Origin of the sequence: Pseudomonas protegens, assembly GCF_003363755.1 — a bacterium.
Classification (GTDB): Bacteria; Pseudomonadota; Gammaproteobacteria; order Pseudomonadales; family Pseudomonadaceae; genus Aquipseudomonas; species Aquipseudomonas danubii.
The window spans coordinates 3033043-3058736 of record NZ_CP031396.1 but is presented as its reverse complement, the minus strand read 5'-3'; the positions used below and the strand labels follow the sequence as shown (position 1 = coordinate 3058736).

Below are 25694 nucleotides of genomic sequence, written 5' to 3'. Positions count from 1 at the left end.
TTACGCTCAGCGTAACTATCCAACGCCGGGCTTGATTGATGACCCCAGGTTTCACTCCTATGGTGACTGCCACGACAGCGAACCCGTGGAGTGAGCATGACAACAATAATTTCCCCCGACGCGCGCTGGTCGCGGCGGCGCAGCGAAAAGCAGCGGCGCCTCGAGCAGGTGCGGGCCATCGCCGATGGCGTGGTGTTGCCGAGCGACAAGATCGTCGCCGCCCTGGAAGCCCTGATCCTGCCCGGCGACCGGGTGGTGCTGGAAGGCAACAACCAGAAGCAGGCGGACTTTCTCTCCCGCGCCCTGGCCAAGGCCGACCCGGCCAAGCTGCATGACCTGCACATGATCATGCCCAGCGTCGGTCGTTCCGAGCACCTGGACCTGTTCGAGCGCGGCATCGCCCGCAAGCTGGACTTCTCCTTCGCCGGCACCCAGAGCCTGCGCATCAGCCAGTTGCTGGAAGACGGGCTGCTGGAAATCGGCGCCATTCATACCTACATCGAACTCTATGCGCGGCTGGTGGTGGACCTGATCCCCAATGTGGTGCTGTCCGCCGGCTTCATGGCCGACCGCGCCGGCAACATCTACACCGGCCCCAGCACCGAGGACACCCCGGCACTGATCGAGCCGGCGGCCTTCAGCGACGGCATTGTCATCGTCCAGGTCAACCAGTTGGTGGATGACGTCAGCGAGCTGCCCCGGGTCGACATCCCCGCCTCCTGGGTCGACTTCGTGGTGGTGGCCGACAAGCCGTTCTACATCGAACCGCTGTTCACCCGCGATCCACGGCATATCAAGCCGGTGCACGTGCTGATGGCGATGATGGCGATCCGCGGCATCTACGAAAAACACAAGGTGCAGTCGCTGAACCACGGCATCGGTTTCAACACCGCGGCCATCGAGCTGATCCTGCCGACCTACGGCGAGTCCCTGGGGCTCAAGGGCAAGATCTGCCGCAACTGGACCCTCAATCCTCACCCGACCCTGATCCCGGCCATTGAAAGCGGCTGGGTGGAAAGCGTGCATTGCTTCGGCACCGAACTGGGCATGGAGAACTACATCGCCGCGCGTCCGGACGTGTTCTTCACCGGCCGCGACGGCTCGCTGCGGTCCAACCGGATGTTCTGTCAGCTGGCCGGGCAATACGCGGTGGACCTGTTTATCGGCGCCACCTTGCAGGTGGACGGCGACGGTCACTCTTCCACCGTGACCCGCGGCCGCCTGGCTGGTTTCGGCGGCGCACCGAACATGGGCCACGACCCACGCGGGCGGCGCCACGGCACTCCGGCCTGGCTCGATATGCGCCAGGATCAGAGCGATGCACCCCAGGCCATGCTCGAACGCGGCAAGAAGCTGGTGGTGCAGATGGTGGAAACCTTCCAGGAAGGCGGCAAACCGACCTTTGTCGAGACCCTGGATGCCGTGGAGGTGGCGCGCAAGAGCGGCATGCCCCTGGCGCCGATCATGATCTACGGCGACGACGTCACTCACCTGCTCACCGAGGAAGGCATCGCCTACCTGTACAAGGCCCGCTCCCTGGAAGAACGCCAGGCGATGATTGCCGCCGTGGCTGGGGTGACCGCCATCGGTTTGCGCCACAACCCCAAAGACACCGCGCGCATGCGCCGTGAAGGGCTGATCGCCTTGCCCGAAGACCTGGGCATCCGCCGGACCGACGCCAGTCGCGAGCTGCTGGCGGCGAAAAGCGTCGCCGATCTGGTGCAGTGGTCCGGTGGCTTGTACAACCCGCCCGCCAAGTTCAGGAGCTGGTAATGCACGCACTCAACCTGCAATCAAACAGCCTGAGTCTGGCCGAACGCCTGGCGGACCTGGCGGTGGACGCGCTGATCGACGAGGCCGACCTGTCGCCTAAGCCGGCCCTGGTGGACCGCCGTGGCAATGGTGCCCATACCGATCTGCACCTGGGCTTGATGCACGCTTCGGCCCTGGCCCTGTGGCCGGCCTTCAAGGAGATGGCCGAAGCGGCGCTGGCGTTCGGTGAAGTCGGCCTGCCTCTGCGCGAAGCCCTGGGCCGCATCGGCCGCGAAGGCGAACAGGCCATGCTCGCCACCACGGCGGGGGTGAATACCCATCGTGGGGCGATCTGGGCCCTGGGCCTGCTGGTGGCCGCCGCCGCACTGGAACCACGATCCACAGGTGCCGGCAGTGTCGCGCTGCGGGCTGCGCGCCTGGCCCTGCTGGAGGATCGCTATGCACCACGGCCCTTGAGTCATGGCGCCCAGGTGGCGCTGCGCTACGGCGTGCGCGGTGCTCGGGAAGAAGCCCAGCAAGGCTTCCCCGCGGTGCTGCAATGGGGGCTGCCACAGCTCAAGCGCAGCCGCGCCCAGGGCCATGGCGAACAGAACGCCCGACTCGATGCCTTGCTGGCGATCATGAGCCGTCTGGCGGATACCTGCGTGCTGTACCGCGCCGGTGAGCAAGGCTTGCAGGCCATGCAGCAGGGCGCCCAGGCGGTGCTCGATGCCGGTGGCAGCGCCAGTCTCGCCGGTCGTCGTCGTTTGCATGAGCTGGACCTGCAACTGTTGACCTTGAATGCCTCGCCCGGCGGTGCTGCTGATTTGCTGGCGGCCAGCCTGCTGTTGGACCGGATTGAATCCGCCGACGCCTTTATCCAGGGAGCGCTGTAATGGAAACCTTGTCTTTTCAATTCCCCGCCGGCCAGCCCGGCCGTGGCCGCGCCCTGGTGGGCTGTGTGGGCTCCGGCGACCTGGAAGTGCTGCTGGAGCCGGGTCAGCCCGGCACATTGACCATCCAGGTGCAGACTTCGGTAAACGGCAGCGCCGCCCGCTGGCAGCACCTGTTCGAGCGCATGTTCGACGGCCAGTTGCCGCCGGCGCTGCTGATCGACATCCATGATTTCGGCGCCACTCCCGGGGTGGTGCGCCTGCGCCTGGAACAGGGCTTCGAGGAGATCGGCCATGACTGACAGCGCACGTTTATTGAACAAGCACAGCTTCGTCGAACTGGGCGCCCGGCAGCGGGCCCGGGCCTTGCTGGATGCCGGCAGTTTTCGCGAGCTGCTGGACCCTTTCCAGCGGGTCATGTCGCCCTGGCTGGCGCGTCAGGGCGTGGTGCCCCAGGCCGACGACGGCGTGGTGATCGCCAAGGGCAGCATCGCCGGTTTGCCGGTGGTGATTGCCGCCATCGAAGGCGCGTTCCAGGGCGGCAGCCTGGGTGAAGTGGGCGGGGCGAAGATCGCCGGGGCCCTGGAACTGGCTGCCGAGGACAACCGCAACGGCATCCCGACCTGTGCCGTGCTGCTGCTGGAAACCGGTGGCGTGCGCCTGCAGGAAGCCAACCTCGGGCTGGCGGCGATTGCCGACATCCATGCGGCGATTGTCGACCTGCGCCAGTACCAGCCGGTGGTCGGCGTGGTGGCCGGCAGTGTCGGCTGTTTTGGCGGCATGTCGATTGCCGCCGGGCTGTGCAGTTATCTCGTGGTCACCCAGGAAGCGCGCCTGGGGCTCAACGGCCCGCAAGTGATCGAGCAGGAAGCCGGGCTTGAGGAGTACGACTCCCGGGATCGGCCGTTCATCTGGAGCCTGACCGGCGGCGAGCAGCGTTTTGCCAGCGGCCTGGTGGACCGTTACGTGGCCGACGACGTGGCGCAGATCCAGGCCCAGGTCCGCGAGTTGCTGGCCCTTGGCTTGCCCGAGCGGCAACGCAGCCGCGAGGCCGATCTGTACCTGCAACGCCTGGCCCGTTTGGACACCACGGCGCAAATCGATGCGGCGACGGTTCGCGATCTGTATCAAGGAGACCGCTCATGAGTGCTTGTTCTTTGCGGGGTTTGAACTGGTTCAACGCCTTGAGTGGCGGCGCCGCGCTGGTGGCCGGCCTGCCGCCGTCGCTGCGGGTGGCCGATGGTGAATTGGCGGGGCAGCCGGTGCGTTTTATCGCCGTGGTGGCCGACCCGGAAAATCGCTTTCCCCGTGCCCGTCAGGGCGAGGTTGGATTACTGGAAGGCTGGGGCCTGGTCAAGGCCGTGGATGAGTTGATCGATGCCGACTGCGACCAGCCTCACAAGCGGGCGCTGCTCGCCATTGTCGATGTGCCGAGCCAGGCCTATGGCCGTCGCGAAGAGGCCCTGGGCATCCATCAGGCCCTCGCGGCGGCGGCCGACAGCTACGCCCGGGCGCGGCTGGCCGGGCACCCGGTGATTGCCCTGTTGGTGGGCAAGGCCATGTCCGGAGCCTTTCTGGCCCACGGTTATCAGGCCAACCGCTTGATCGCCCTGCGCGATCCCGGGGTGATGGTGCATGCCATGGGCAAGGCCTCGGCGGCGCGGGTCACACTGCGCAGTGTCGAGGAACTGGAAGCCCTGGCCGCCAGCGTGCCGCCCATGGCCTATGACATCGGCAGCTACGCCAGTCTCGGGCTGCTCTGGGAAAGCGTATCGGTGCGGCAGATTGAACAGCCGGCAGTGGAGGATCTGGCGGTCGTCGAGGAATGCCTGTTGGCGGCGATTGCCGATGTGCGGGCCAAAGGTGTCGACCTGAGCTGCCGTCTGGGGGCGTCGAACCGGGCGGCGTCGAGCCGGGTTCGCCAATTGCTGCGGGAACAGTGGTGAACGGCCTCGGCCCCTGGCTGCCCCACGACTTGCTGTGGGGCATGACCCCGGCGCAGTTGGCCGCCGATGCGCCGGATTGGGCCTTTGCCGTACTGGAGGCCGGGCAGCCGGTGGTGGTGCGGCGGGCGCTGACGGCGCCGGGGCAGATTGCTGTCGGCCTGCGCGGTCGCACCCGTGAGCAGCGCTACCCGGCTGTGCTGGCGTTGGAGTCGGTGCAGCGTGGGGTACATCCCGAGGCGCTGTGCCGGATGTCCGGCTCGCGCTCATTGCCGGCGCTTCGGGCGTTGCAGCAGTTACGCGGCGAGCTGGATGCCCTGGGCCTGGTCTGGGGCGTCAGCGGCAGCGCCGGTTTTGAGTTGGCCTGTGGGATTGCCGCGCTGCATCAGCACAGCGACCTGGACCTGATCCTGCGCACGCCGGAACCTTTTTCCCGGGCTCAGGCCCGCGAGTTGCTGGCCCTGCTGGAGTGCGCCGAGTGCCCGGTGGATCTGCAATTGCAGGTGCCGGCCGGCGCTCTGGCCCTGCGGGAATGGGCGGGAACGGCGCCTCGGGTGCTGCTCAAGAGTGCCGGGGGCGCACGCTTGGTCAGCGACCCCTGGTGCGCGCTGGAGCAGGCGGCATGAGCAGCTTGCTGGTGTTTCCGGGCCAGGGCGCGCAGCAGCCGGGGATGCTCCAGCGTTTGCCGCCAAGCCCTGAAATCCGCGCCTGCCTGGACGAGGCCAGCGAAGTGCTGGGCGAGGATGTGCTGACCCTGGATTCGCCCCAGGCCCTGGCCAGCACACGGGCCGTGCAGTTGTGCCTGTTGATCGCTGGCGTGGCCTGTGCCCGGACCCTGCTGCAAGCGCCGGTCAAGGCGGACTATGTGGCGGGCTTGTCCATCGGCGCCTACCCGGCGGCGGTGGTGGCCGGGGCCTTGGGGTTTGCCGATGCGTTGCGACTGGTGAGCCTGCGTGGCCAGTTGATGCAGCAAGCCTATCCGCAGGGCTATGGCATGACCGCATTGATCGGCCTGGATCTGGCGCAGGTGGAGGGGTTGCTGGCCCAGGTCCACAGCCCGCAAACGCCGGTGTACCTGGCCAATATCAACGCCGACAGCCAAGTGGTGATCGCCGGCAGCGATGCGGCGATGCATGCCGTGGCCGAGTTGGCCCGGGGGTGTGGAGTCGGCGTGGCCAAGCGTCTGGCGGTCAGCGTGCCGTCCCATTGCCCGTTGCTGGAACAACCGGCCCAGATCCTGGCCGCCGCTTTTGCCGAAGTGCCCTTGCAGGTGCCCGCCCTGGGTTATCTGAGCGGCAGCCGGGCCCGACCGTTGCGCACGGTGGAACAGGTGCGCGATGACCTGGCGTTCAACATGTGCCGGGTGGTGGACTGGCGCGGCACCGTGCAAAGCGCCTACGAGCGCGGGGTGCGCCTGCAGATCGAACTGCCACCCGGCGCGGTACTCACCGGGTTGGCCCGCCGCGTGTTTGCCCAGGGGACGGTGATCGCCTTCGACGGCGCGCGCCTGGACACCTTGCAGGCGCTGATGCGTGAGGAGGGAAGCCGCGACCGATAGAGCACCGACTCAGGCTGACGAAGCACAAGAACAACAACTTCGACGATGCACTTTGAGGACAACAACAATGATTATCTACGGTGTGGCCTTCCTGGCCTTTTGTACCCTGGTGGGTATTTTCATCGGTGAGCTGCTGGGCAAATTGATCGGCGTGCCGGCCAATGTCGGCGGCGTCGGTATTGCCATGCTGCTGTTGATCGGCCTGGGCAGCTACCTGCACAAGCGCGGCTTGTTCGCCGGCAAGTCCGAGCAGGGCGTGGAGTTCTGGGGCGCGGTGTACATCCCCATCGTGGTGGCCATGGCCGCCCAGCAAAACGTGTATGGCGCGCTCAAGGGCGGGCCGATGGCGATCCTGGCGGGCACCCTGGCGGTGGTGATCGCCTTTGCCCTGGTGCCGGTGCTGGTGCGCATCGGCAACAAGGCGCCGGATGCGGCCGTTGCTCAGAAAACAGCGGGGTAAGGGCCATGTACGAATCGATGATGAAGGTCATTACCGGCTACGGGCTGATCAGCGGTTTTGCAGTGATCGGGATCACCATGTGGGTCTCCTACTGGATCTCCAACACCTTTACCAAGGGCCGCCTGCATGGCTCGGCCATCGCCATTTTGCTGGGGCTGGTGCTGTCCTACGTGGGCGGCGCCTTCACCGGTGGGCAGAAGGGCGTGGTGGATATCCCGCTGCTCTCGGGCATCGGCTTGTTGGGCGGAGCGATGCTGCGGGACTTCGCGATTGTCGCCACCGCCTTCGGTGTCAGTGTCGAGGAGCTCAAGCGCGCCGGATTCGTAGGGGTGCTGGCGCTGTTCGTCGGGGTTGGCTCGTCCTTTGTGGCGGGAGTGGGGGTGGCCATGGCGTTTGGTTACACCGATGCGGTGAGCCTGACCACCATTGGCGCCGGGGCGGTGACTTACATCGTCGGGCCGGTGACTGGCGCAGCCATCGGCGCCAGCTCCGAGGTCATGGCGCTGTCGATTGCCGCGGGGTTGATCAAGGCGATTCTGGTGATGGTGATGACACCCTTCGTGGCACCGCTGATCGGCCTCAACAACCCGCGCAGCGCGGTGATCTTCGGCGGTTTGATGGGCACTTCCAGCGGCGTCGCCGGGGGCCTGGCGGCCACCGATCCGAAGCTGGTGCCCTATGGTTGCCTGACGGCGGCGTTCTACACGGCCCTGGGCTGCCTGCTGGGGCCGTCGCTGCTGTTCCTGCTGATGCGTGGCCTGCTGGGCGCGTAGGCGCCGGCTTGCCGGCGAAGGGGCCTTTGAGACGTGCACAGGTCTTATGGACGCCTTCGCTGGCAAGCCAGCTCCTACGGCGGGTTGCGGTGTTGCCAATGACGCGTTTTGGCAGGAACCGGCTTCCTACGTGACTTGCCGATTGGCGTACATCCGGCATTCGGCCAACAGTGCCAACAGGTTCGGGTCGCGTTCCTTGGCCTTGAGAAACACCACGCCGATATGTTGCTGCAGGCGGTAGCGCGCCTGCAGCGGTATCAGTTTCACGCGGTTCTCGTAGACGGCCGCGATCCTCCCCGGCAGCAACGCGTAACCCACCCCTGAGCTGACCATGCTCAGCAAGGTGAAGATGTCGTTGACCTGCATCGCTACCTTGGGTTCGAACCCCGCCTGCTTGAACACCCGCACCCCATCCTGATGAGTGGCAAAGCCTTGGGTCAGGGTTATGAAGGTGGCATCGCGCACGTCGGCCAGGTCCACTTCACGCTGCTGGGCGAAGGGCGAATCGGCCGGGGTGGCGAGGAAGATATCGTCGGAAAACAGCGGCAGTTGTTCACAGTCCGGGTCGTTGACGCTGTCGTCCAGGGAAATCAGGATGGCGTCCACTTCCATGTTCTTGAGCTTGTACAGCAGGTCGATGTTGGAGCCCAGGATCAGGTCGATGTTCAGTTCGCTGCGGCGCAGCTTCAGGCCCATGATCAGATGCGGCACGGTTTTCACCGTCAGCGAATAAAGCGCGCCGAGTTTGAAACGTTCTGCGGAAAAGCCCGCCGCTTCACGGGTCAAACGCACGCTCTCGACCACGTCCTGGACCAGCTTCTGGGCGCGTTCTTCGAGGACGAAGGCGCTTTCCAGCGGCGTCAGGTTGCGCCCCTCATGCTTGAACAGCGGGCAGCGCAGAGCGTTTTCCAGGGAGTGGATGGCGCGGTGCACGCTGACATTGCTGGTCTGCAACTCGGCGGCAGCGCGGGCCAGATTGCCGGTGCGCATGAAGGCCAGAAACACTTCGAGCTTTTTCAGGGTCAACTCTTCGTCGATGAGCATGGACTGGCCTCGGCTGATGAGGGGCTGATGATGCCCGATGGGTCAGGGCGTGGCCGCTGGTTTTTTATTGGCCGTGCCCCAATAGACATGTTGCGCTTTCAAGCTGCAGGCCTGAGCCTTGCGTGTTTTTTCAATGTTTCAAGGGTGAGCGACAGATGTATCACGGAGAAAGATTCAACGCCTGGACCCACTTGCTGGGTGCGATCGCCGCGTTTGTCGGTGGGATCTGGCTGGTGGTGCTGGCCAGCCTCGATGGCGACCCGTGGAAGATCGTCGGTGTGGCGATCTATTCCTTCACCTTGCTGGTGCTCTACAGCGTGTCCACGGTCTACCACAGCGTGCGTGGGCGGGCCAAAGGCATCATGCAGAAGGTCGATCACTTTTCCATCTATCTGCTGATTGCCGGCAGCTACACCCCCTTCTGCCTGGTGACCCTGCGCGGGCCCTGGGGCTGGACCCTGTTCGGGATTGTCTGGGGGTTGGCGCTGATTGGCATCCTGCAGGAGATCAAGCCGCGTTCCGAGGCGCGAATTCTGTCCATCGTGATCTACGCAGTCATGGGCTGGATCGTGCTGGTGGCGGTCAAGCCGCTGCTGGCGGCTTTGGGCCCCGCCGGTTTTGCCTGGCTGGCCTCGGGTGGCGTGCTGTACACCGTGGGCATCATCTTCTTTGCCCTGGATAGCCGCCTGCGTCATGCCCATGGCATCTGGCACCTGTTCGTGATCGCCGGCAGCCTGCTGCACTTCATCGCCATCCTGTTCTACGTCCTATAAGGGGTGGTCCAGCTGGGCCTGGGCCTGGTGGGCGAAGATCTCCAACAGGCTGGCCAGGGTGTGGGGCGGTGGTTCGGCGGCGCGGGTCACGGCGTACAGGGTGATGGGCAGCGGCGGGCTCAGGGGGCGGATGGCGGTGCTGGCGGTTGACGCGCCCAGGGCGGTGAACGGGTCGATCAGCGCCAACCCGGCGCCGGATTCGACCATGGCCCGGGCCAGGGAATAGGTCTGTACGGCAATGCTGACCCGCGGCGGCGGTTCCACGGCCTTGAGGTAGCTGTCGAGCCGGGCCGACAGCGGGTCGCTGCTGCTCAGGCCAATCAGTGGTGCATCCGCCAATTCCATCAACGCCAGCGGCTGGCCGTGCATGGCGGGCGGCCAGTACTCCTGCGGGGCCAGGGCCACCAGCACGCCCTCGGCCAGGGGCTGTGCACAGAGCCCGGGGTGGTCCGGGCGCTGCAGGGTCAGGGCCACATCGATTTCCCGCATCAGCAGGTTCTGCACCAGTTCGCGGCTATGGGCGCTGGACAGTTCGCACAGGCTGTCCGGGTAGCGGCGGGTCCATTCGCTGATGGCCGGCGGCAGCAGTGCCAGGGCCAGGGCCGGGGTGGCGCCGATGCGCAGGCTCTGGCCCGGCGCCCGGCGCAGGTTCTGCGCCAGCCGCCTGACCCCTTGCAGGCTTTCGCTGACCTTGTCCACTTCCCGCTCCAGCTCCAGGGCTTCGGGCGTGGGCTGCAACTTGCCCCGTACCCGCAGGAACAACGGAAAACCCAGTTGCAGTTCGGCGTGCTGCAGGACCTTGCTCACTGCCGGCTGGGAGACGTGCAGCAGCTGCGCGGCGCCGCTGATGGAGCCGGTCTGGCGAATGGCCTGGAAGATTTCGATGTGACGCAGTCGCATGGGCAGTCCATAACCTTTGTTTATGGGTGGTCCATCTTTATTCATTGTTCGGCGCCTGTCACCTGCCCCTAACCTTGCGCCATTCAACAAGCGGTCGGGGACAGTCATGAGTCAGCGGGTTTGCATCATCGGCGGTGGCGTCATTGGCCTGGCCAGCGCCTATGCCCTGGTTCGCCAGGGCCTGGAAGTGACGCTGGTGGAAGCCCAGGATGCCCTCGGCAGCCAGACCAGCTTCGCCAATGGCGGGCAGTTGTCCTATCGCTATGTAGCGCCCCTGGCCGATGCCGGTGTGCCTTGGCAGGCCCTGGGCTGGATGCTCAAGGGCGACTCGCCGCTCAAGCTGCGCCCGCGCCTGGACCCGGCGCAATGGCGTTGGTTGGCGGGGTTTCTCGGCGCCTGCCGGCATTCGGTGAACCAGCGCAATGCTGCTCATCTGCTGCGCCTGGCGCTGCTCAGCCAGAGCACGTTGCAGAGCTGGCGCGAGGACGACGGCTTGGCGGGCTTCGACTGGCGGCGCAATGGCAAGCTGGTGACCTTTCGTGAGCGTGGCAGCTTCGACCACGCTCGGCACAACCTCGCGGACCGCCGCCAGCAGCAGGTGTTGTCGGCCGCCGAGTGCGCGGCGCTGGAACCGACCCTGGGCGACGCGCCCTTTGTCGGCGGCATCCACACCCCCGACGAGGAAGTGGCCGATTGTCATGGCTTCTGCCAGCAGTTGGCGGAGCGGCTGCGGGCTTCCGGGCGTTGCGAGATTCTCCTGGGCCAGCGGGTTCGGGGCATTCATCACCAGGGCGACCGGGTGCAGGCCATCGATCTGGGCGACCGGCTCTTACCGGTGGAGCACCTGGTGCTGGCGGCCGGTCACCGCAGCGCCGAGCTGCGCCTGCCCGGGCTCAAGCTGCCCCTGTATCCGCTCAAGGGCTATAGCCTCAGCGTGCCCATCGGTCCTGAGCACCGCGCGCCGGATATCAGCATCACCGACTACAACCGCAAGATCGTCTACGCCCGGATCGGCCAGCAGTTGCGGGTGGCGGCCATGGTCGACATCGTCGGCTTCGATCCGTCCCCGGACCCGGCTCGGCTGGCCTTGATGCGGCGTCAGGCCGAGCAGACCTTCGCCGCCGCCGGTGATTATGCGGCGGCCAGCGAATGGGCCGGGATGCGTCCCGCCACTCCCAGCGGCGTGCCGCTGATCGGCGCCACCGCTTATCGCAATCTGTGGCTCAACCTTGGTCACGGCGCGCTGGGATTCACCCTGGCCTGTGGCAGTGGCCAACTGCTGGGCGAACTGATTGGCCAGCGTTCCACCAGCATCGACATGCAGGGCCTGGCGCCCCGCGTCGCCTGAACGTTCAACAGGAGTCTTCAGATGAGTATCCAGCGTATCCACAGCAACCATCGCCTCAGCGGTGCCGTCACCTTTGCCGGACTGGTGTTCCTTTCCGGCCAGGTGCCGGGGGCCAGCAGCGACATCGGCGGCCAGACCCGGGAGGTCCTGGAGAAGATCGACGCCTTGCTGGCCGAGGCGGGCAGTGACAAGGATCATCTCTTGAGCGCGACGATCTACCTCAAGGACATCCAGGCCGATTTCGCGGTGATGAACGAAGTCTGGTCGGCCTGGCTGTCCCCCGGGCAGGCGCCGGCGCGCACGACCTTGCAGGCGGCCCTGGCGCGCCCGCAGATCCTCGTCGAAATCAGCGTCATCGCTGCTCGCCGCTGAATCACCTCTACCCACAACGGAGAATAACAATGCATAAGATCACGTTGCTCGGCTGCACCCTGGGGCTGTTGTTCAGCGCCGTTTCCCAGGCCAACGAGGCGCCCCTGGACGGCACCCTGGCCAAGATCGCCAATAGCTCCAGTATTACCTTGGGTTATCGCGATGCCTCGGTGCCCTTTTCCTACGTCGGCGACAACAGCGGCCAGCCCATGGGCTATTCGGTGGAGCTGGCGGGCAAGGTGGTGGAGCGCATCCAGCAGCAGTTGCACCTGCCCAAGCTGAAGGTGAAGTACAACCTGGTGACGTCCCAGACGCGCATTCCCCTGGTGCAGAACGGCACCGTGGATCTGGAGTGCGGTTCCACCGGCGTGACAGCCGAGCGGCAGAAGCAGGTGGCGTTTTCCTACGGTTTTATCTACGTCAAAGGGCAACTCTTGACCGCCAAGGACAGCGGGATCAAAAGCTTCGCCGATCTGCGGGGCAAGAACGTGGTGACCACGGCGGGGACCACCAACGAGCGGTTTCTCAAGAGCTACAACGTCGAGCACAAGATCGACATGTTCGTGATCAGCGCCAAGGACCACGGCGAGGCATTCCAGATGCTGCAGTCGGGGCGTGCGGCGGCGTTCTACATGGATGATGCGCTGCTCTACGGCGAACGGGCCAAGGCGCGGGACCCGCACAATTGGGTGGTGGTGGGGGAGGAGCAGTCGCGGGAGATCTACAGCTGCATGGTGCGCAAGGATGACCCGCAATTCCTGGCCCTGGTGAATGGGGTCCTGGCGGATCTGTATCGCAGTGGCGAGATCAACGGCATCTACCAGCGCTGGTTCCAGCAGCCGATTCCGCCCAAGGGCCTGAACCTGGAGTTCCCCATGACTGCCGAGCTGAAGGCGATCATCGCCCAGCCCACCAGCGACCCGGTGCAATAACCGGCTGTTGCGCCGCCACCTGTAGGACCCGGCTTGCCGGCGAAGGGGCCTTTGATACGTGTACGGGGCTGATGGGCGCCTTCGCTGGCAAGCCGGCGCCTACGGTGGGTGTTTGAACGGGGACTGTTTTAGAAGTCGCCCCACAGTTGCTGGGCCACGGCCAGGGCGACCACGGGGGCGGTTTCGGTGCGCAGCACGCGAGGACCAAGACGGGCAGGCAGAAAGCCTGCACCGTGGGCCTGATCCACTTCGGCATCGGACAGACCGCCTTCCGGGCCAATCAGGAAGGCCAGGGTCTGGGGTTTGGCGTGGCTTTCCAGGGGCTGGGCCACGGGATGCAGGACCAGTTTCAGGTCCGCCTGGGTCTGCTTGATCCAGTCCGCCAGCAATACCGGTGGATGAATCAGCGGAACGCGGGAACGACCGCATTGCTCACAGGCGCTGATGGCCACCTGGCGCCAGTGCAGCAGGCGTTTGTCGGCGCGTTCGTCCTTGAGCCGCACTTCGCAGCGCTCGCTGAAGATCGGGGTGATTTCGCTGACCCCAAGTTCCGTGGCTTTCTGGATCGCCCAGTCCATGCGTTCGCCCCGGGACAGGCCCTGGCCCAGGTGAATCTGCAGCGGTGATTCGTCCTGGCCGGCAAAGCGTTCATCCAGCTGCACCCGTACCCGCTTCTTGCCCACTTCCAGCAGCGTGCCGCGAAACTCCATCCCTGAGCCGTCGAACACCTGCAAGGCATCACCTTCGGCCATGCGCAGCACGCGTCCGATGTAATGGGCCTGGGCTTCCGGCAGTTCGTGTTCGCCAAGGCTCAAGGGGGCGTCGATAAAGAAGCGGGACAATCTCATCTGGTTTCTCTGTGCTGTAGGAGCCGGCTTGCCGGCGATAAACGATGGTGCGCTGCGTGGCGAAGCGCTTCGCTGGCAAGCCCGCTCCTGCGCCAGAGGGTGCAGGAGCAGGGCGAGGGACTCAGCCCGGATCGCGGAAGCCCGGGTGGAAGTCCTTGGGCACGGCCATGCTGACGCTGTCGCGGGTGGCGATGTCGATGCCTTCGCTGGCGACTTCGGCGAGGAAGTCGATCTGCTCCGGGGTGATCACGTAGGGCGGCAGGAAATACACCACGTTGCCCAGGGGACGCAACAGGGCGCCGCGCTCCAGGGCGTGCTGGAAAACCTTCAGGCCGCGACGTTCCTGCCACGGGTAGGCGCTCTTGCTGGCCTTGTCCTGGACCATTTCGATGGCCAGGACCATGCCGGTCTGGCGCACTTCGGCCACGTGGGGGTGATCCACCAGATGCGCAGTGGCGCTGGCCATGCGCTGGGACAGTGCGCGGTTGTTCTCGATGACGTTGTCCTGCTCGAAGATGTCCAGGGTCGCCAGCGCCGCCGCACAGGCCAGCGGGTTGCCGGTGTAGCTGTGGGAGTGGAGGAAGGCGCGCAGGGTCGGGTAGTCATCGTAGAAGGCGCTGTAGACCTCATCGGTGGTCATGCACGCGGCCAGAGGCAGGTAGCCGCCGGTCAGGGCCTTGGACAGGCATAGAAAGTCCGGACGGATGCCGGCCTGCTCGCAGGCGAACATGCTGCCGGTGCGGCCGAAGCCCACGGCGATCTCATCATGGATCAGGTGCACGCCATAGCGGTTGCAGGCTTCGCGCAGCAGCTTGAGGTACACCGGGTGGTACATGCGCATGCCGCCGGCGCCCTGGATCAATGGCTCGACGATGACCGCGGCTAGCGTGTCGTGGTGTTCGGCCAGGGTCTGTTCCATGGCGGCGAACATGTTTCGCGAATGCTCTTCCCAGCTCATGCCGTCGGGACGCAGGTAGCAGTCCGGGCTAGGCACCTTGAGGGTGTCCAGCAGCAGGGCCTTGTAGGTCTCGGTGAACAGCGGTACGTCGCCCACCGACATGGCGGCGATGGTTTCGCCGTGGTAGCTGTTGCTCAGGGTGACGAAGCGCTTCTTGGCCGGCTGACCGCGGTTGAGCCAGTAGTGGAAGCTCATCTTCATCGCCACTTCGATGCACGACGAACCGTTGTCGGCGTAGAAGCAGCGGGTCAGGCCTTCGGGGGTGATCTGCACCAGGCGCTCGGACAGCTCGATCACCGGCTGGTGGCTGAAACCGGCGAGGATCACATGCTCCAGCTGGTCCACTTGATCCTTGATGCGTTGGTTGATGCGCGGATTGGCATGGCCGAATACATTGACCCACCAGGAACTGACCGCGTCCAGGTAGCGTTTGCCTTCGAAGTCTTCCAGCCAGACGCCTTCACCGCGCTTGATGGGGATCAAAGGCAGTTGTTCGTGGTCTTTCATCTGGGTGCAGGGATGCCACAACACCGCGAGATCGCGTTGCATCCACTGGTTATTCAGGCCCATGTAGAGTCTCCTGGAGGCGGAATCGGGCAAGCCTATGCAATGCATGGCCGCGGGACAACCTATTGTGTGGGGCGACGGTCAGACAAATGCGCCCTGTACGCAAAGACGTGTCTGAGAGCTGCCAGGGCACCCGCCCTTGGTTATCCCTGAGTCTTCTGAAACGGTCCTTAATCTTTTCTTAACGAGCTCGGCCCAGACTATCGATCGTATTTCTCGATATTTCAAAGCAAAATTTTTCGCTTTAATTCGATAGGTAAATCGCTAGTCTTGGTCAGCGTTTCTTACAGGATGCAACTCGATGCAGTTACGTAATTCTTCTTCGCGCTACGGCTGGGTAAGCATTGTTCTGCACTGGGGCGTGGCCCTGGCCGTCTTCGGATTGTTCGCTTTGGGCCTGTGGATGGTCGGTCTCGACTACTACAGCACCTGGCGCAAAGACGCCCCGGACCTGCACAAGAGTATTGGCCTGACGCTGTTTGCGATCATGCTGCTGCGGGTGCTGTGGCGTTTTGTCAGCCCACCACCACCGGCACCGGCCAATCATGGGCGTCTGACCCGCCTGGGGGCCAAGTTGGGACATGGGTTCCTGTACCTGGGTCTGTTCGCGGTCATGATTGCCGGTTACCTGATCTCCACCGCAGACGGCGTCGGTATCCCGGTGTTTGGCTTGTTTGAAGTTCCTGCCCTGGTTTCCGGACTGCCGGACCAGGCAGATGTAGCAGGCGTGGTGCATCTGTACCTGGCCTGGGCGCTGGTGATCTTTGCCGGCATCCATGGTCTGGCGGCCTTGAAGCACCACTTTATCGATCGTGATGCGACCCTCACCCGTATGCTGGGTCGCAAAGCCTGATGTTCAACCTCGACTCAAAAGGAATAGAAAGCATGTTGAAAAAGACTCTCGCCGCTCTGGCAATCGGATCGGCTGTATTGGCGGCCGGTCAAGTGATGGCAGCGGACTACGTGATCGACAAGGAAGGCCAGCACGCCTTCGTCGACTTCAAGATCAGCCACCTGGGCTACAGCTTCATCACCGGTACCTTCAAGGACCTGGACGGCAAGTTCAGCTTCGACGCGGCCAAGCCTGAAGACGCCAAGATCGAAGTCAATGTGCGCACCGCCAGCGTGTTCACCAACCACGCCGAACGTGACAAGCACATCACCAGCAAGGACTTCCTCGACGCTGGCAAGTTTGCCGATGCCAAGTTCGTCTCCACCAGCGTCAAGCCTACCGGCAAGAATGCCGACGGCAAGCTGACCGCTGATGTGGCCGGCGACCTGACCCTGCACGGTGTGACCAAGCCGGTTGTGGTCAAGGCCACCTTCCTGGGTGAAGGCAAGGACCCATGGGGCGGCTACCGTGCCGGTTTCGAAGGCACCACCAGCATCAATCGCCAGGATTTCGGCAAGATGATGGACCTAGGCCCGGCGTCCAACAACGTCGACCTGTACATCACCTTCGAAGGTGTGAAAGCGAAGTAATGCTTCGTCTGTAGCCGCTGCCGCAGGCTGCGATAAGGCCCGCAGGGCCTTCGCGATTCAATTCGCACAGCCCTTATTGGACTGATCGCAAGCTGCGCCAGGGCAAAAAAACGCCCCCGACCACAAATCGGGGGCGTTTTTTATTGCCCGTCATGCAACCCGGTGAGCCTGGCAGGCCCTTGCGCCGGGCTCCCCGTCGTTCGCAGCCTGCGGCAGCGGCTGCAGAAAGCGCCCTCGACCAGCCGCCACAAAAAACGCCCCGGGTCTTGCGACCAGGGGCGTTTTTCATTGCAGCCTGCGGACTCAGCGATTGCGGGTCAGCAGTGCCGGCTTCTCGCCCCGTGGGCGGCTCGGTAACTGGTCCAGTTGCTCAGGCGTCGGGAAGCGATCGGCCTTGGACTCCTTGTGCATGATCTTCGGCTGGTTGCCCCGAGGATTCTGCACTGCCGGCTCCTGGCGTGGCTGTTCGTCACGGTTCGGACGACGATTGCGCGACTCGTCGCGACGACCCTGGCTGTCACGAGGGGCGCCGTTGCGTGGACCGCCGCTGCGCTTGGCCGGTGCGGTGCCGGTGGTGCTGCCGTTGCTGTTGCGTGGGTTGCCGGAGCGACCCTGACCACCACCAGCGCCACCGCGTGGCGGATTGCCGGCACCGGCGCCCTGGGCCGGAGCCCCTGGACGGCGACCACGGCCCTGGTTGTTCTTGTTCTGGTATGGGCTGACGTAGTCAGCGCGGTTACCGAAGTTGTCCACGTCGTCGTCGAGGAACTCATCCGGTGCCCGGTCGGCACGTGGCGTCGGCTGGCGCTGTTCGCGGGCCGGAGTGCCTTCACGCGGTTTCTGCTCGCGGGCCGGGCGCTCGCCACGGGCCGGCTTGTCTTTGCCGCCCTTGTCCTTGCCCTTGTCCTTGCGACCACCGCCGCCACCGCCGCCGTTCGGGCCGTCGCCACGTGGGCCACGAGGATTGCGCGGGTTGCGTACGTCCGGACGCTCGCGCACTTCCGGCTTCTCGGCTTCCACGGCGCTGGCATCGAAGCCCATCAGGTCGCCATCGGCGATCTTCTGCTTGGTCATGCGCTCGATGCTTTTCAGCAGTTTCTCTTCGTCCGGAGCCACCAGGGAGATGGCCTCGCCCGAGCGACCGGCACGGCCGGTACGACCGATACGGTGCACGTAGTCTTCGTCGACGTTAGGCAGCTCGAAGTTGACCACGTGGGGCAGTTGGTCGATATCCAGGCCGCGGGCGGCGATATCGGTGGCTACCAGAATGCGTACGTCGCCGGCCTTGAAATCGGCCAGGGCCTTGGTGCGGGCGTTCTGGCTCTTGTTACCGTGGATCGCCACAGCGCTCAGGCCGTGCTTGTCCAGGTACTCGGCCAGGCGGTTGGCGCCGTGCTTGGTACGCGTGAACACCAGCACCTGTTCCCAGGCGCCGGCGGTGATCAGGTGCGCCAGCAGCGAGCGTTTGTGGCTGGCGGGCAGGCGGAACACCCGCTGCTCGATACGCTCAACCGTGGTGTTGGGCGGGGTGACTTCGATGCGCTCGGGGTTGTGCAGCAGCTTGCCGGCCAGGTCCGTGATGTCCTTGGAGAAGGTCGCGGAGAACAGCAGGTTCTGACGCTTGGCCGGCAGGCGCGCGAGGACTTTCTTCACGTCATGGACGAAGCCCATGTCGAGCATGCGGTCGGCTTCGTCGAGCACGAGGATTTCCACGTGGGACAGGTCGACGCTGCCTTGGCCGGCCAGGTCCAGCAGACGGCCGGGGCACGCCACCAGCACATCGACGCCACGGGCCATGGCCTGGACCTGCGGGTTCATGCCGACGCCGCCGAAGATGCAGGCGCTGACGAACTTCAGATCGCGGGCATACAGCTTGAAGCTGTCATGCACTTGCGCGGCCAGTTCGCGAGTCGGGGTCAGGACCAGTACGCGCGGTTGGCGCGGGCCGTGACGCTGGGATTTGTCCGGGTGACCGTTGGGAAACAACCGCTCCAGGATCGGGAGGGCGAAACCGCCGGTTTTACCAGTACCTGTCTGTGCCGCGACCATCAGATCGCGACCTTGCAACACGGCGGGAATGGCCCGCTGTTGCACCGGAGTAGGCTGGGTGTAGCCGGCGGCTTCGATGGCACCGACTAAAGCCTCGGAGAGACCGAGGGAAGCAAAGGACATGAGTAATCCTGTTTTAGTGAGGGCTTGGCCCAAAGGGATAATCTTGCCGGGCGTGAATGGCGTTTAAGAGGACGCAATCCCGTCCGGTCCTGCTGGCCTGAAGACTCATCCAACGCAGGCTCGCGCGGGCCGGTTGGCTGCGCCGTAGCGGGGTGGAGAGGCCTTGAACAGGTTCCAGCGTCCGGGCGTGAGCCTGGCGGGAGGCGGGAGTATAACAGAGCAATCAGTATGCGCTGCTTTCCTGCTGCTCAACGGTTTTTTCTGACCCCCGGGTAGAGGATGACCTGACAGGGGGCAGAACAGGTTCCGCTCCGTACTTGGCGCTCAACTCGGCGTAGGCCGGCTCGCGCTTGAAGCGCTTGAGTTCGGCGCCGAAGCGTTGCACCAAAAGGTCCATCCCGGCGTTGCGGCGCAGCGCCAGGTACTGGCTCTGGCGGCTGATGACCGTAGGGTTTTGGCTGACCTGATCGCGAATGCCCAGGCTGTCCAGCAGATGCTGGCCCACTCGCTTGTCGGTGATCAACAGGTCGATGCGTCCCAGTAGCAGCTTGCCGAAGTTGGCTTCATGGGTCGGTGCCGGCTCGCGGTTGAACAGGGTCGAATTGCTGAAGTCATCGCTGTACAGGTAGCCGGGAGAGGTGCCGATGGTCAGGCCCTTGAGTTCATCCAGGTGCTTGAACGGATGTGGGCGCTGCTTGGCGTAGAACATCACGAACTCCACATCCGAGAGAGGCTCGCTGGGATAGAGCAAGGTATGGTCGCGCTGGTCGCTATGGAAGATATCCAGGGCTCCGTCGGCCTGGCCGGTTTCCAGCATGGCCAGGCAGCGTTTCCACGGCAGGAACTGCCATTCGACTTCTATCCCCAGACGCTGAAAGACAATGGCCGTGGTTTCGTAGTCCAGCCCCAGGGCCTTGCCGTTTTCCTCATAGACATAAGGCGCCCAGGGTTCGGTGACAATGCGCAGCTTCTCGCCATGGGCGGCGACGCTCAGGCAAGTGCAGAGGAGGGCTATCAGCAACTGGGCAATGACGGACATTGCTGGAGATTACGACGAGAGATCATGCAATTGCTAGGGGGAGTTCCAGCCGCTCTGGCTCAAGGCTTGGGCAAATAAAAAGGCCCCGGTTTGCGCCGGGGCCTGGTGAAGGGTTGCCGATCAGCGCGGCAGCTTCAGGTTGTTCCAGATGGCCAGGCTCGGGTCGGCCTGGTTCAGGGTGTAGAAGTGCAGTCCTGGTGCGCCGCCCTGCAGCAGGCGCTCGCACATCTGGCTGATGACCTGCTCACCGAAAGCCTGGATGCTGGTGCTGTCGTCACCGTAGGCTTCCAGTTGCTTGCGGATCCAGCGAGGGATCTCCGCGCCGCAGGCGTCGGAAAAACGCGCCAGCTTGCTGTAGTTGGTGATCGGCATGATGCCCGGCACGATCGGGATGTTTACGCCCATCTTCTGCACGCGCTCGACGAAGTAGAAGTAGCTGTCGGCATTGAAGAAGTACTGGGTGATCGCACTGTCGGCACCGGCATTGGCCTTGCGTACGAAATGGGTGAGATCGTCTTCGAAGTTGCGCGCTTGCGGGTGCATCTCCGGATAGGCGGCGACTTCTATATGGAAGTGGCTGCCGGTTTCTTCACGAATGAAGCTCACCAGATCGTTGGCGTGGCGCAACTCGCCGCTGGCCATGCCCATGCCCGAAGGCAGGTCGCCGCGCAGGGCAACGATGCGCTTGATGCCAGCTGCCTGATACTGCTGCAGCAGACCGCGCAGGTCGTCCTTGCTGTCGCCGACGCAAGACAGGTGCGGTGCGGCAGGGACTTTTACTTCGCTCTCCAGTTGCAGCACGGTGTTGACCGTACGATCACGGGTCGAGCCGCCGGCACCGTAGGTGCAGGAGAAGAAGTCGGGGTTGTAGCTGGCCAGCTGACGGGCAGTGGCAAGCAGTTTTTCATGCCCAGCATCGGTCTTGGTCGGAAAGAACTCGAAGCTGTAGCGACGATCTTGGGACATGGAAGCAACCTCCAGCTACAAGCCGCAAGCTGAAAGCGCCAAGAGAAGCGTGGGTGCGCTCATCTCCTGATTCTGGAGCCTGTTGCCTGACACTGTTTAAGCAAATAGGGGCAAAGCTTGAGGCTCTGTGCGGCAAGCCCGGCTTGTGGCCCTGGCTTGCCGCTTGAAGCTCAACGCTTGCAGCTGCTCTTAGTAGCGATAAGCGTCTGGCTTGAACGGACCTTCGACGGTCACGCCGATGTAGTCAGCCTGTTGCTTGGTCAGTTGAGTGACCACGCCGCCGAAGCCGCGAACCATTTCCAGGGCCACTTCTTCGTCGAGCTTCTTCGGCAGGACTTCAACGGTCAGGCGCTCGGCTTTCTGGGCCGGCGACAGGTCGGCGTACTTCTGGCCGAACAGGAAGATCTGCGCCAGAACCTGGTTGGCGAACGAACCGTCCATGATGCGGCTTGGGTGACCAGTGGCGTTGCCCAGGTTCACCAGGCGGCCTTCGGCCAGCAGGATCAGGTAGTCGTCGTTCTGTGGGTCGAAATCGCCATGGCCGGTACGGTGGATCTTGTGTACCTGTGGCTTCACTTCTTCCCATGCCCAGTGCTTGCGCATGAAAGCGGTGTCGATTTCGTTGTCGAAGTGGCCGATGTTGCAGACCACGGCGCGCTTTTTCAGGGCCTTGAGCATGTTGGCGTCGCAGACATTGACGTTGCCGGTGGTGGTCACGATCAGGTCGATCTTGCCCAGCAGGGCCTTGTCGATGCAGGCTTCGGTGCCGTTGTTGATACCGTCGATGAACGGCGAAACCAGTTCGAAACCGTCCATGCAGGCTTGCATGGCGCAGATCGGGTCGACTTCGGACACCTTGACGATCATGCCTTCCTGACGCAGGGACTGGGCCGAGCCCTTGCCCACGTCACCGTAGCCGATGACCAGCGCTTGCTTGCCGGACAGCAGGTGGTCGGTGCCGCGCTTGATGGCGTCGTTCAGGCTGTGACGGCAGCCGTACTTGTTGTCGTTCTTGCTCTTGGTCACCGAGTCGTTGACGTTGATCGCAGGAATCTTCAGCTCGCCCTTGGCCAGCATGTCCAGCAGGCGGTGTACGCCGGTGGTGGTTTCTTCGGTCACGCCGTGAACGCGATCCAGTACCTGTGGGTATTTGTCGTGCAGCAGCTGGGTCAGGTCGCCGCCGTCGTCGAGGATCATGTTGGCGTCCCAAGGCTGGCCATCCTTGAGGATGGTCTGCTCCAGGCACCACTCGTACTCTTGTTCGGTTTCGCCTTTCCAGGCGAACACAGGAATGCCGGCGGCGGCGATGGAGGCAGCGGCCTGGTCTTGAGTCGAGAAGATGTTGCAGGACGACCAGCGTACTTCGGCACCCAGGGCAACCAGGGTTTCGATCAGCACGGCGGTCTGAATGGTCATGTGGATGCAGCCGAGGATTTTCGCGCCCTTGAGTGGCTGTTCAGCCAGGTACTTGCGGCGCAGACCCATCAGAGCGGGCATTTCCGACTCGGCGATGATGGTTTCGCGACGGCCCCAGGCGGCCAGGGAAATGTCGGCGACTTTGTAGTCGGTAAAATCTGCAGGCGTGTTTACAGCGCTCATGAAGAGCCTCCATTCGTAGTGTGCGAATGGGCGCCGTTGTGCGTTTAGTGTCCGTACAGGGAAGCCTGTACCGACAACGCCCCATCCGAGCCTGACAGGTCATGCCTGCTGCAGCGCCCCTCGGACAGGTGGCGGGAAAACGGTATCAAGTGCAGATGACCGTTTTGAAACGGTGGCGATTATAGCCGCCAGAGCCAGACTTCCAAAAGTGTTTCTGTCGCCTGGATGAAGATCGTTAATCGCGACCATAGTCGATGTTGCGTAGAGCATGACCGTCCGGTCTGCCATTATGCCGGGCATCAATTGGCAGGACGGTCAGGAGTGAATATGAATTTCCACACCCGCAAGTGGGTAAAGCCCGAAGACCTCAACCCCAACGGCACGCTGTTCGGCGGCAGCCTGTTGCGCTGGATCGACGAAGAAGCGGCGATCTACGCCATTGTCCAGCTGGGCAACCAGCGAGTGGTCACCAAGTACATCTCGGAAATCAACTTCGTCAGTGCCTCACGCCAGGGCGACATCATTGAGCTGGGCATCACCGCCACCGAGTTCGGTCGCACTTCCATTACCCTGACCTGCGAAGTACGCAACAAGATCACCCGCAAATCCATTCTCACCGTAGAGAAGATGGTCTTCGTCAACCTGGGTGAAGACGGCCTGCCGGCGCCTCACGGGCGCACCGAAATCAAATACGTCAAGGACCAGTTCAAGGACGAAGCCTGAACCCACGCGCCAGCGAGTGCCTTGACCCCATTCGCCAGCCTGAGGCCTCCAATCCGAACGGAACAGCCCTGAACCTCGCGTGTCGTAACTCATACGACCCACCTGGTTCAGGACTCCCATGGACACTCGACACGACGGTAAAACCCCTGGTCTTTCGGCCGCGGAGCAGCAGGACGTCGACCGTAACCAGCCGCCCCGCGCGGCGGTCCTGCATGAAATCATCCGCACCCAGGGCGATCAGGAGCTGGAGCGCAGCGTCGCTGCCCTGTGGTGGTCGGCCTTGGCTGCCGGCCTGACCATGGGCCTGTCCCTGATGGGCATGGGCCTGCTCAACTCCCGCCTGCCGGATGGCGAAGCCTTCAAAGTGATCGCCAGCTTCGGCTACTGTGCGGGCTTTCTGGCGGTGATTCTCGCGCGCCAGCAACTGTTTACGGAAAATACTCTGACCGCGGTATTGCCGGTGATGAGCAAGCCGAGCCTGCAGAACTTCGGGCGGTTGTTGCGCTTATGGGGCGTGGTGCTGGTGGGTAACCTGTGCGGCACCTTGCTGGTGGCCTACGTGATGCTGCACCTGCCGATCTTCGACAGCCGAACCGACCAGGCCTTTCTGGAAATCGGTCGCAAGGTGATGGAGAACGACAGCTCGCAGATGTTCGCCAAGGGCATCATCTCCGGCTGGATGATCGCCACCATGGTGTGGATGATTCCGTCCATGGAGAGCGCCAAGATGTGGATCATCATCCTCATCACCTACCTGATGGCGCTGGGGGACTTCACCCACATCGTGGTGGGCTCGGCCGAAGTCTCTTACCTGGTGTTTGCCGGCGAGTTGGGGTGGCGGGATTTCTGGCAGGTGTTCGCCGGGCCGACCCTGGCGGGGAACATCATCGGCGGCAGTTTCATCTTCGCTCTGATCAGCCATGCCCAGGTGCGCAGCGAGAGCGGCACGCCGAACAAAAACGCGGATCGGGCAGGGGCACCCGATCCGCGACAGATCAAGAAGTGATCAGTGGGCCTCGGTCTTGGTTGCCGGGGTTTCCTGGGTGACGTGGCGCACCAGCTTGCCGATGCTCAGACCCTGCAGCAGGATCGAGGACAGCACCACGATGTAGGTGATGCTCAGCACCAGGTCGCGTTCCGGCCCCAGGGGCAGCGCCAGCGCCAGCGCCACTGAGACGCCACCGCGCAGGCCACCCCAGGTCAGCACGCGAATGGTGCCCCGGGGCACGCTGCGCCAGCGACGCAGCAGGAGGATTGCCGGGGCCACGGTCAACAGGCGCGACAGTATGATGGCCGCTGCCAGCAGGCTCGCGGCCGCCAAGTGCAGCCAGTTGAACGGCAGCAGCAACAGTTCCAGGCCGATCAGGGCGAACAGCAGGGCGTTGAGCATGTCGTCCAGCAGTTCCCAGAAACCATCCAGGTAACGCCGGGTCATGTCGTTCATCGCCAGGTTGCGCCCCAGATTGCCGATGATCAGGCCGGCTACCACCATGGCGATCGGTGCCGATACGTGGATCTCGCTGGCCATGGCCGAACCGCCGATCACTAGAGCCAGGGTCAGCATCACTTCGATCTGGTGCTGCTCGATGCTCTTGATCATCAGGTACACCAGGTAGCCGATCAGCCCGCCGAACACCACGCCGCCGATGGCTTCATGCACGAACAGCCAGGCAGTGGCGCTCACCGTTGGGGTTTCACCCAGTTGGGCGATGCCCAGCAGCACGGTGAACACCACGACCGCCGTGCCGTCGTTGAACAGCGACTCGCCGACGATAGTGGTCTTCAGCGGCTTGGAGGCGTTGGCGGTCCGCAGTACGCCCAGCACAGCGATGGGGTCGGTGGGGGAGATCAGTGCGCCGAACAGCAGGCAGTAGAGGAAGCTCACGTGCCAGCCGAACAGGCCGAAGATCCAGTAGGCCAGGCTGCCGATGACGAAGGTGGCGATCAGCACGCCGACGGTGGCCAACAGGCCGATGGGCCAGCGATAACTGCGCAGATCGTTGAGGTTGACGTGCAGGGCGCCGGCGAACAGCAGGAACGACAGCATCCAGTTCATCAGCAGGTCGCCGAAGTCGATCTTGCCGATCAGTTCCTCGACATGCTCTTCCAGGCCGGGGAAACCGAAGTAGCTCAGTCCTTGCAGCAACAAGGAAAAGAGCAGGGCGGTGACCATCACGCCGATGGTCGGCGGCAGGCCGATAAAACGGAAGTTGACGTAGGTGAGCAGGGTGGTCAGGCAGATAAAAGCAGCGACAAGTTCAAGCATCCGGACTCCTTTGGATGATCGCAGGAAAAACAGCCTGAACTCTTTCAGGCCAAAGGTTTGATGTGCCGGCGACGGGACGGGACACAGTTCGTTATGGCGCGGGAGTCCGCTCCCTTGCCACGGCAATGCTGTTGAGCCGCACCCATTGACCGCAGCGAGGGGGCGACGTTGCAGGCCTGGCGGTAAAAATGCCCCGAGCACGCCCATGCTGCCGAATTCGCTGTCGCCACTGCCAAAAAAGCGGGCAACCAGTGCAAGCCGGGCAGCCGGCATGCGAGGATTCCCGCTCTGTGGTCGGGCACTCTGCCCAAGCATGACCGTGCCGC

Annotated in this window: 26 protein-coding genes and 1 riboswitch; of the genes, 17 read left to right on the top strand and 9 right to left on the bottom strand. The window is 63.8% G+C overall.

What is annotated here, in order from left to right; translation table 11 throughout:
• Nucleotides 1–96: 96 nt before the first annotated feature.
• The 9 genes from mdcA (at nucleotide 97) to madM (ending at nucleotide 7379) form a co-directional block, all read left to right on the top strand.
• Nucleotides 97–1773, top strand: a complete 1677-nt coding sequence (gene mdcA / locus DWF74_RS13705; protein WP_115581136.1) for a malonate decarboxylase subunit alpha — start codon at nucleotides 97–99, stop codon at nucleotides 1771–1773.
• On the top strand, nucleotides 1773–2648 hold the full coding sequence (locus DWF74_RS13700) for a triphosphoribosyl-dephospho-CoA synthase (protein ID WP_115581135.1): 876 nt from the start codon (nucleotides 1773–1775) through the stop codon (nucleotides 2646–2648). The genes mdcA and DWF74_RS13700 overlap by 1 nt, the downstream gene beginning before the upstream one ends.
• Nucleotides 2648–2947 (top strand): malonate decarboxylase subunit delta, encoded by a 300-nt coding sequence (locus DWF74_RS13695; protein WP_102862062.1) that lies wholly within the window; start codon nucleotides 2648–2650, stop codon nucleotides 2945–2947. The genes DWF74_RS13700 and DWF74_RS13695 overlap by 1 nt, the downstream gene beginning before the upstream one ends.
• Nucleotides 2940–3791: a biotin-independent malonate decarboxylase subunit beta gene (locus DWF74_RS13690; RefSeq protein WP_115581134.1), complete on the top strand. Its 852-nt coding sequence runs from the start codon at nucleotides 2940–2942 to the stop codon at nucleotides 3789–3791. The genes DWF74_RS13695 and DWF74_RS13690 overlap by 8 nt, the downstream gene beginning before the upstream one ends.
• Nucleotides 3788–4591: a biotin-independent malonate decarboxylase subunit gamma gene (gene mdcE, locus DWF74_RS13685; protein ID WP_115581133.1), complete on the top strand. Its 804-nt coding sequence runs from the start codon at nucleotides 3788–3790 to the stop codon at nucleotides 4589–4591. The genes DWF74_RS13690 and mdcE overlap by 4 nt, the downstream gene beginning before the upstream one ends.
• Nucleotides 4588–5214, top strand: a complete 627-nt coding sequence (locus DWF74_RS13680; protein WP_102862059.1) for a malonate decarboxylase holo-ACP synthase — start codon at nucleotides 4588–4590, stop codon at nucleotides 5212–5214. The genes mdcE and DWF74_RS13680 overlap by 4 nt, the downstream gene beginning before the upstream one ends.
• The gene (gene mdcH / locus DWF74_RS13675) at nucleotides 5211–6146 is read left to right on the top strand and encodes a malonate decarboxylase subunit epsilon (RefSeq protein WP_115581132.1); all 936 of its coding nucleotides are present in this window, start codon (nucleotides 5211–5213) and stop codon (nucleotides 6144–6146) included. Before DWF74_RS13680 ends, mdcH begins: the two co-directional genes overlap by 4 nt.
• A gap of 67 nt (nucleotides 6147–6213) precedes the next feature.
• A complete protein-coding gene (gene madL / locus DWF74_RS13670; RefSeq protein ID WP_047306475.1) occupies nucleotides 6214–6606 on the top strand; it encodes a malonate transporter subunit MadL in 393 nt (130 codons plus the stop codon).
• A gap of 5 nt (nucleotides 6607–6611) precedes the next feature.
• The gene (gene madM / locus DWF74_RS13665) at nucleotides 6612–7379 is read left to right on the top strand and encodes a malonate transporter subunit MadM (protein WP_016968745.1); all 768 of its coding nucleotides are present in this window, start codon (nucleotides 6612–6614) and stop codon (nucleotides 7377–7379) included.
• A 126-nt stretch (nucleotides 7380–7505) separates the two neighbouring features.
• On the opposite strand, the gene DWF74_RS13655 is transcribed toward madM, so the two are convergent.
• A complete protein-coding gene (locus DWF74_RS13655; RefSeq protein ID WP_115581131.1) occupies nucleotides 7506–8423 on the bottom strand; it encodes a LysR family transcriptional regulator in 918 nt (305 codons plus the stop codon).
• A gap of 155 nt (nucleotides 8424–8578) precedes the next feature.
• Between DWF74_RS13655 and trhA the strand changes: the two genes are divergently transcribed.
• The gene (gene trhA, locus DWF74_RS13650) at nucleotides 8579–9196 is read left to right on the top strand and encodes a PAQR family membrane homeostasis protein TrhA (protein WP_102862057.1); all 618 of its coding nucleotides are present in this window, start codon (nucleotides 8579–8581) and stop codon (nucleotides 9194–9196) included.
• Here trhA and DWF74_RS13645 read toward each other — a convergent pair.
• Nucleotides 9191–10096: a LysR family transcriptional regulator gene (locus DWF74_RS13645; protein ID WP_115581130.1), complete on the bottom strand. Its 906-nt coding sequence runs from the start codon at nucleotides 10094–10096 to the stop codon at nucleotides 9191–9193. The genes trhA and DWF74_RS13645 overlap by 6 nt on opposite strands.
• A 106-nt stretch (nucleotides 10097–10202) precedes the next feature.
• Between DWF74_RS13645 and DWF74_RS13640 the strand changes: the two genes are divergently transcribed.
• Genes DWF74_RS13640 through DWF74_RS13630 form a run of 3 tightly spaced genes read left to right on the top strand, consistent with a single transcriptional unit; the run spans nucleotide 10203 to nucleotide 12748 of the window.
• Nucleotides 10203–11444, top strand: coding sequence for a D-amino acid dehydrogenase (locus DWF74_RS13640; RefSeq protein ID WP_115581129.1), 1242 nt, complete (start codon nucleotides 10203–10205; stop codon nucleotides 11442–11444).
• A gap of 21 nt (nucleotides 11445–11465) precedes the next feature.
• Entirely contained in the window at nucleotides 11466–11816 is a 351-nt protein-coding gene (locus DWF74_RS13635) for a RidA family protein (RefSeq protein WP_102862054.1), read from the top strand.
• Between the two features lie 29 nt (nucleotides 11817–11845).
• The gene (locus DWF74_RS13630; protein WP_102862053.1) at nucleotides 11846–12748 is read left to right on the top strand and encodes a transporter substrate-binding domain-containing protein; all 903 of its coding nucleotides are present in this window, start codon (nucleotides 11846–11848) and stop codon (nucleotides 12746–12748) included.
• Between the two features lie 128 nt (nucleotides 12749–12876).
• Here the strand turns inward: DWF74_RS13630 and DWF74_RS13620 are convergent, their stop codons facing one another.
• Complete coding sequence (locus tag DWF74_RS13620) at nucleotides 12877–13596, bottom strand: 16S rRNA (uracil(1498)-N(3))-methyltransferase (protein WP_102862052.1); 720 nt, start codon at nucleotides 13594–13596, stop codon at nucleotides 12877–12879.
• 121 nt (nucleotides 13597–13717) lie between these two features.
• Complete coding sequence (locus DWF74_RS13615; protein ID WP_115581128.1) at nucleotides 13718–15124, bottom strand: adenosylmethionine--8-amino-7-oxononanoate transaminase; 1407 nt, start codon at nucleotides 15122–15124, stop codon at nucleotides 13718–13720.
• 298 nt (nucleotides 15125–15422) lie between these two features.
• Between DWF74_RS13615 and DWF74_RS13610 the strand changes: the two genes are divergently transcribed.
• Both DWF74_RS13610 and DWF74_RS13605 read left to right on the top strand, forming a co-directional pair.
• Nucleotides 15423–15974, top strand: coding sequence for a cytochrome b (locus DWF74_RS13610; protein WP_016968753.1), 552 nt, complete (start codon nucleotides 15423–15425; stop codon nucleotides 15972–15974).
• A gap of 32 nt (nucleotides 15975–16006) precedes the next feature.
• Nucleotides 16007–16603, top strand: coding sequence for a YceI family protein (locus DWF74_RS13605; RefSeq protein WP_031320659.1), 597 nt, complete (start codon nucleotides 16007–16009; stop codon nucleotides 16601–16603).
• A gap of 303 nt (nucleotides 16604–16906) precedes the next feature.
• On the opposite strand, the gene DWF74_RS13600 is transcribed toward DWF74_RS13605, so the two are convergent.
• The 4 genes from DWF74_RS13600 to ahcY all read right to left on the bottom strand — a co-directional run bounded on the left by DWF74_RS13600 (nucleotide 16907) and on the right by ahcY (nucleotide 22379).
• Complete coding sequence (locus tag DWF74_RS13600) at nucleotides 16907–18775, bottom strand: DEAD/DEAH box helicase (protein WP_102862050.1); 1869 nt, start codon at nucleotides 18773–18775, stop codon at nucleotides 16907–16909.
• Nucleotides 18776–18998: 223 nt separating this feature from the next.
• Entirely contained in the window at nucleotides 18999–19814 is an 816-nt protein-coding gene (locus DWF74_RS13595; protein WP_102862049.1) for a substrate-binding periplasmic protein, read from the bottom strand.
• A 120-nt stretch (nucleotides 19815–19934) separates the two neighbouring features.
• The gene (gene metF, locus DWF74_RS13590; RefSeq protein WP_102881139.1) at nucleotides 19935–20780 is read right to left on the bottom strand and encodes a methylenetetrahydrofolate reductase [NAD(P)H]; all 846 of its coding nucleotides are present in this window, start codon (nucleotides 20778–20780) and stop codon (nucleotides 19935–19937) included.
• Between the two features lie 189 nt (nucleotides 20781–20969).
• Nucleotides 20970–22379: an adenosylhomocysteinase gene (gene ahcY / locus DWF74_RS13585; protein WP_102862047.1), complete on the bottom strand. Its 1410-nt coding sequence runs from the start codon at nucleotides 22377–22379 to the stop codon at nucleotides 20970–20972.
• A gap of 21 nt (nucleotides 22380–22400) precedes the next feature.
• A riboswitch (S-adenosyl-L-homocysteine riboswitch) is annotated at nucleotides 22401–22507 on the bottom strand.
• A 199-nt stretch (nucleotides 22508–22706) separates the two neighbouring features.
• Between ahcY and DWF74_RS13580 the strand changes: the two genes are divergently transcribed.
• Together DWF74_RS13580 and DWF74_RS13575 are read left to right on the top strand one after the other, a co-directional pair.
• Nucleotides 22707–23102, top strand: coding sequence for an acyl-CoA thioesterase (locus tag DWF74_RS13580; protein WP_060841501.1), 396 nt, complete (start codon nucleotides 22707–22709; stop codon nucleotides 23100–23102).
• Between the two features lie 118 nt (nucleotides 23103–23220).
• Nucleotides 23221–24108, top strand: coding sequence for a formate/nitrite transporter family protein (locus DWF74_RS13575; protein WP_102862046.1), 888 nt, complete (start codon nucleotides 23221–23223; stop codon nucleotides 24106–24108).
• On the opposite strand, the gene DWF74_RS13570 is transcribed toward DWF74_RS13575, so the two are convergent.
• Entirely contained in the window at nucleotides 24109–25368 is a 1260-nt protein-coding gene (locus DWF74_RS13570; protein ID WP_115581127.1) for a cation:proton antiporter, read from the bottom strand.
• Between the last annotated feature and the right edge of the window lie 326 nt (nucleotides 25369–25694).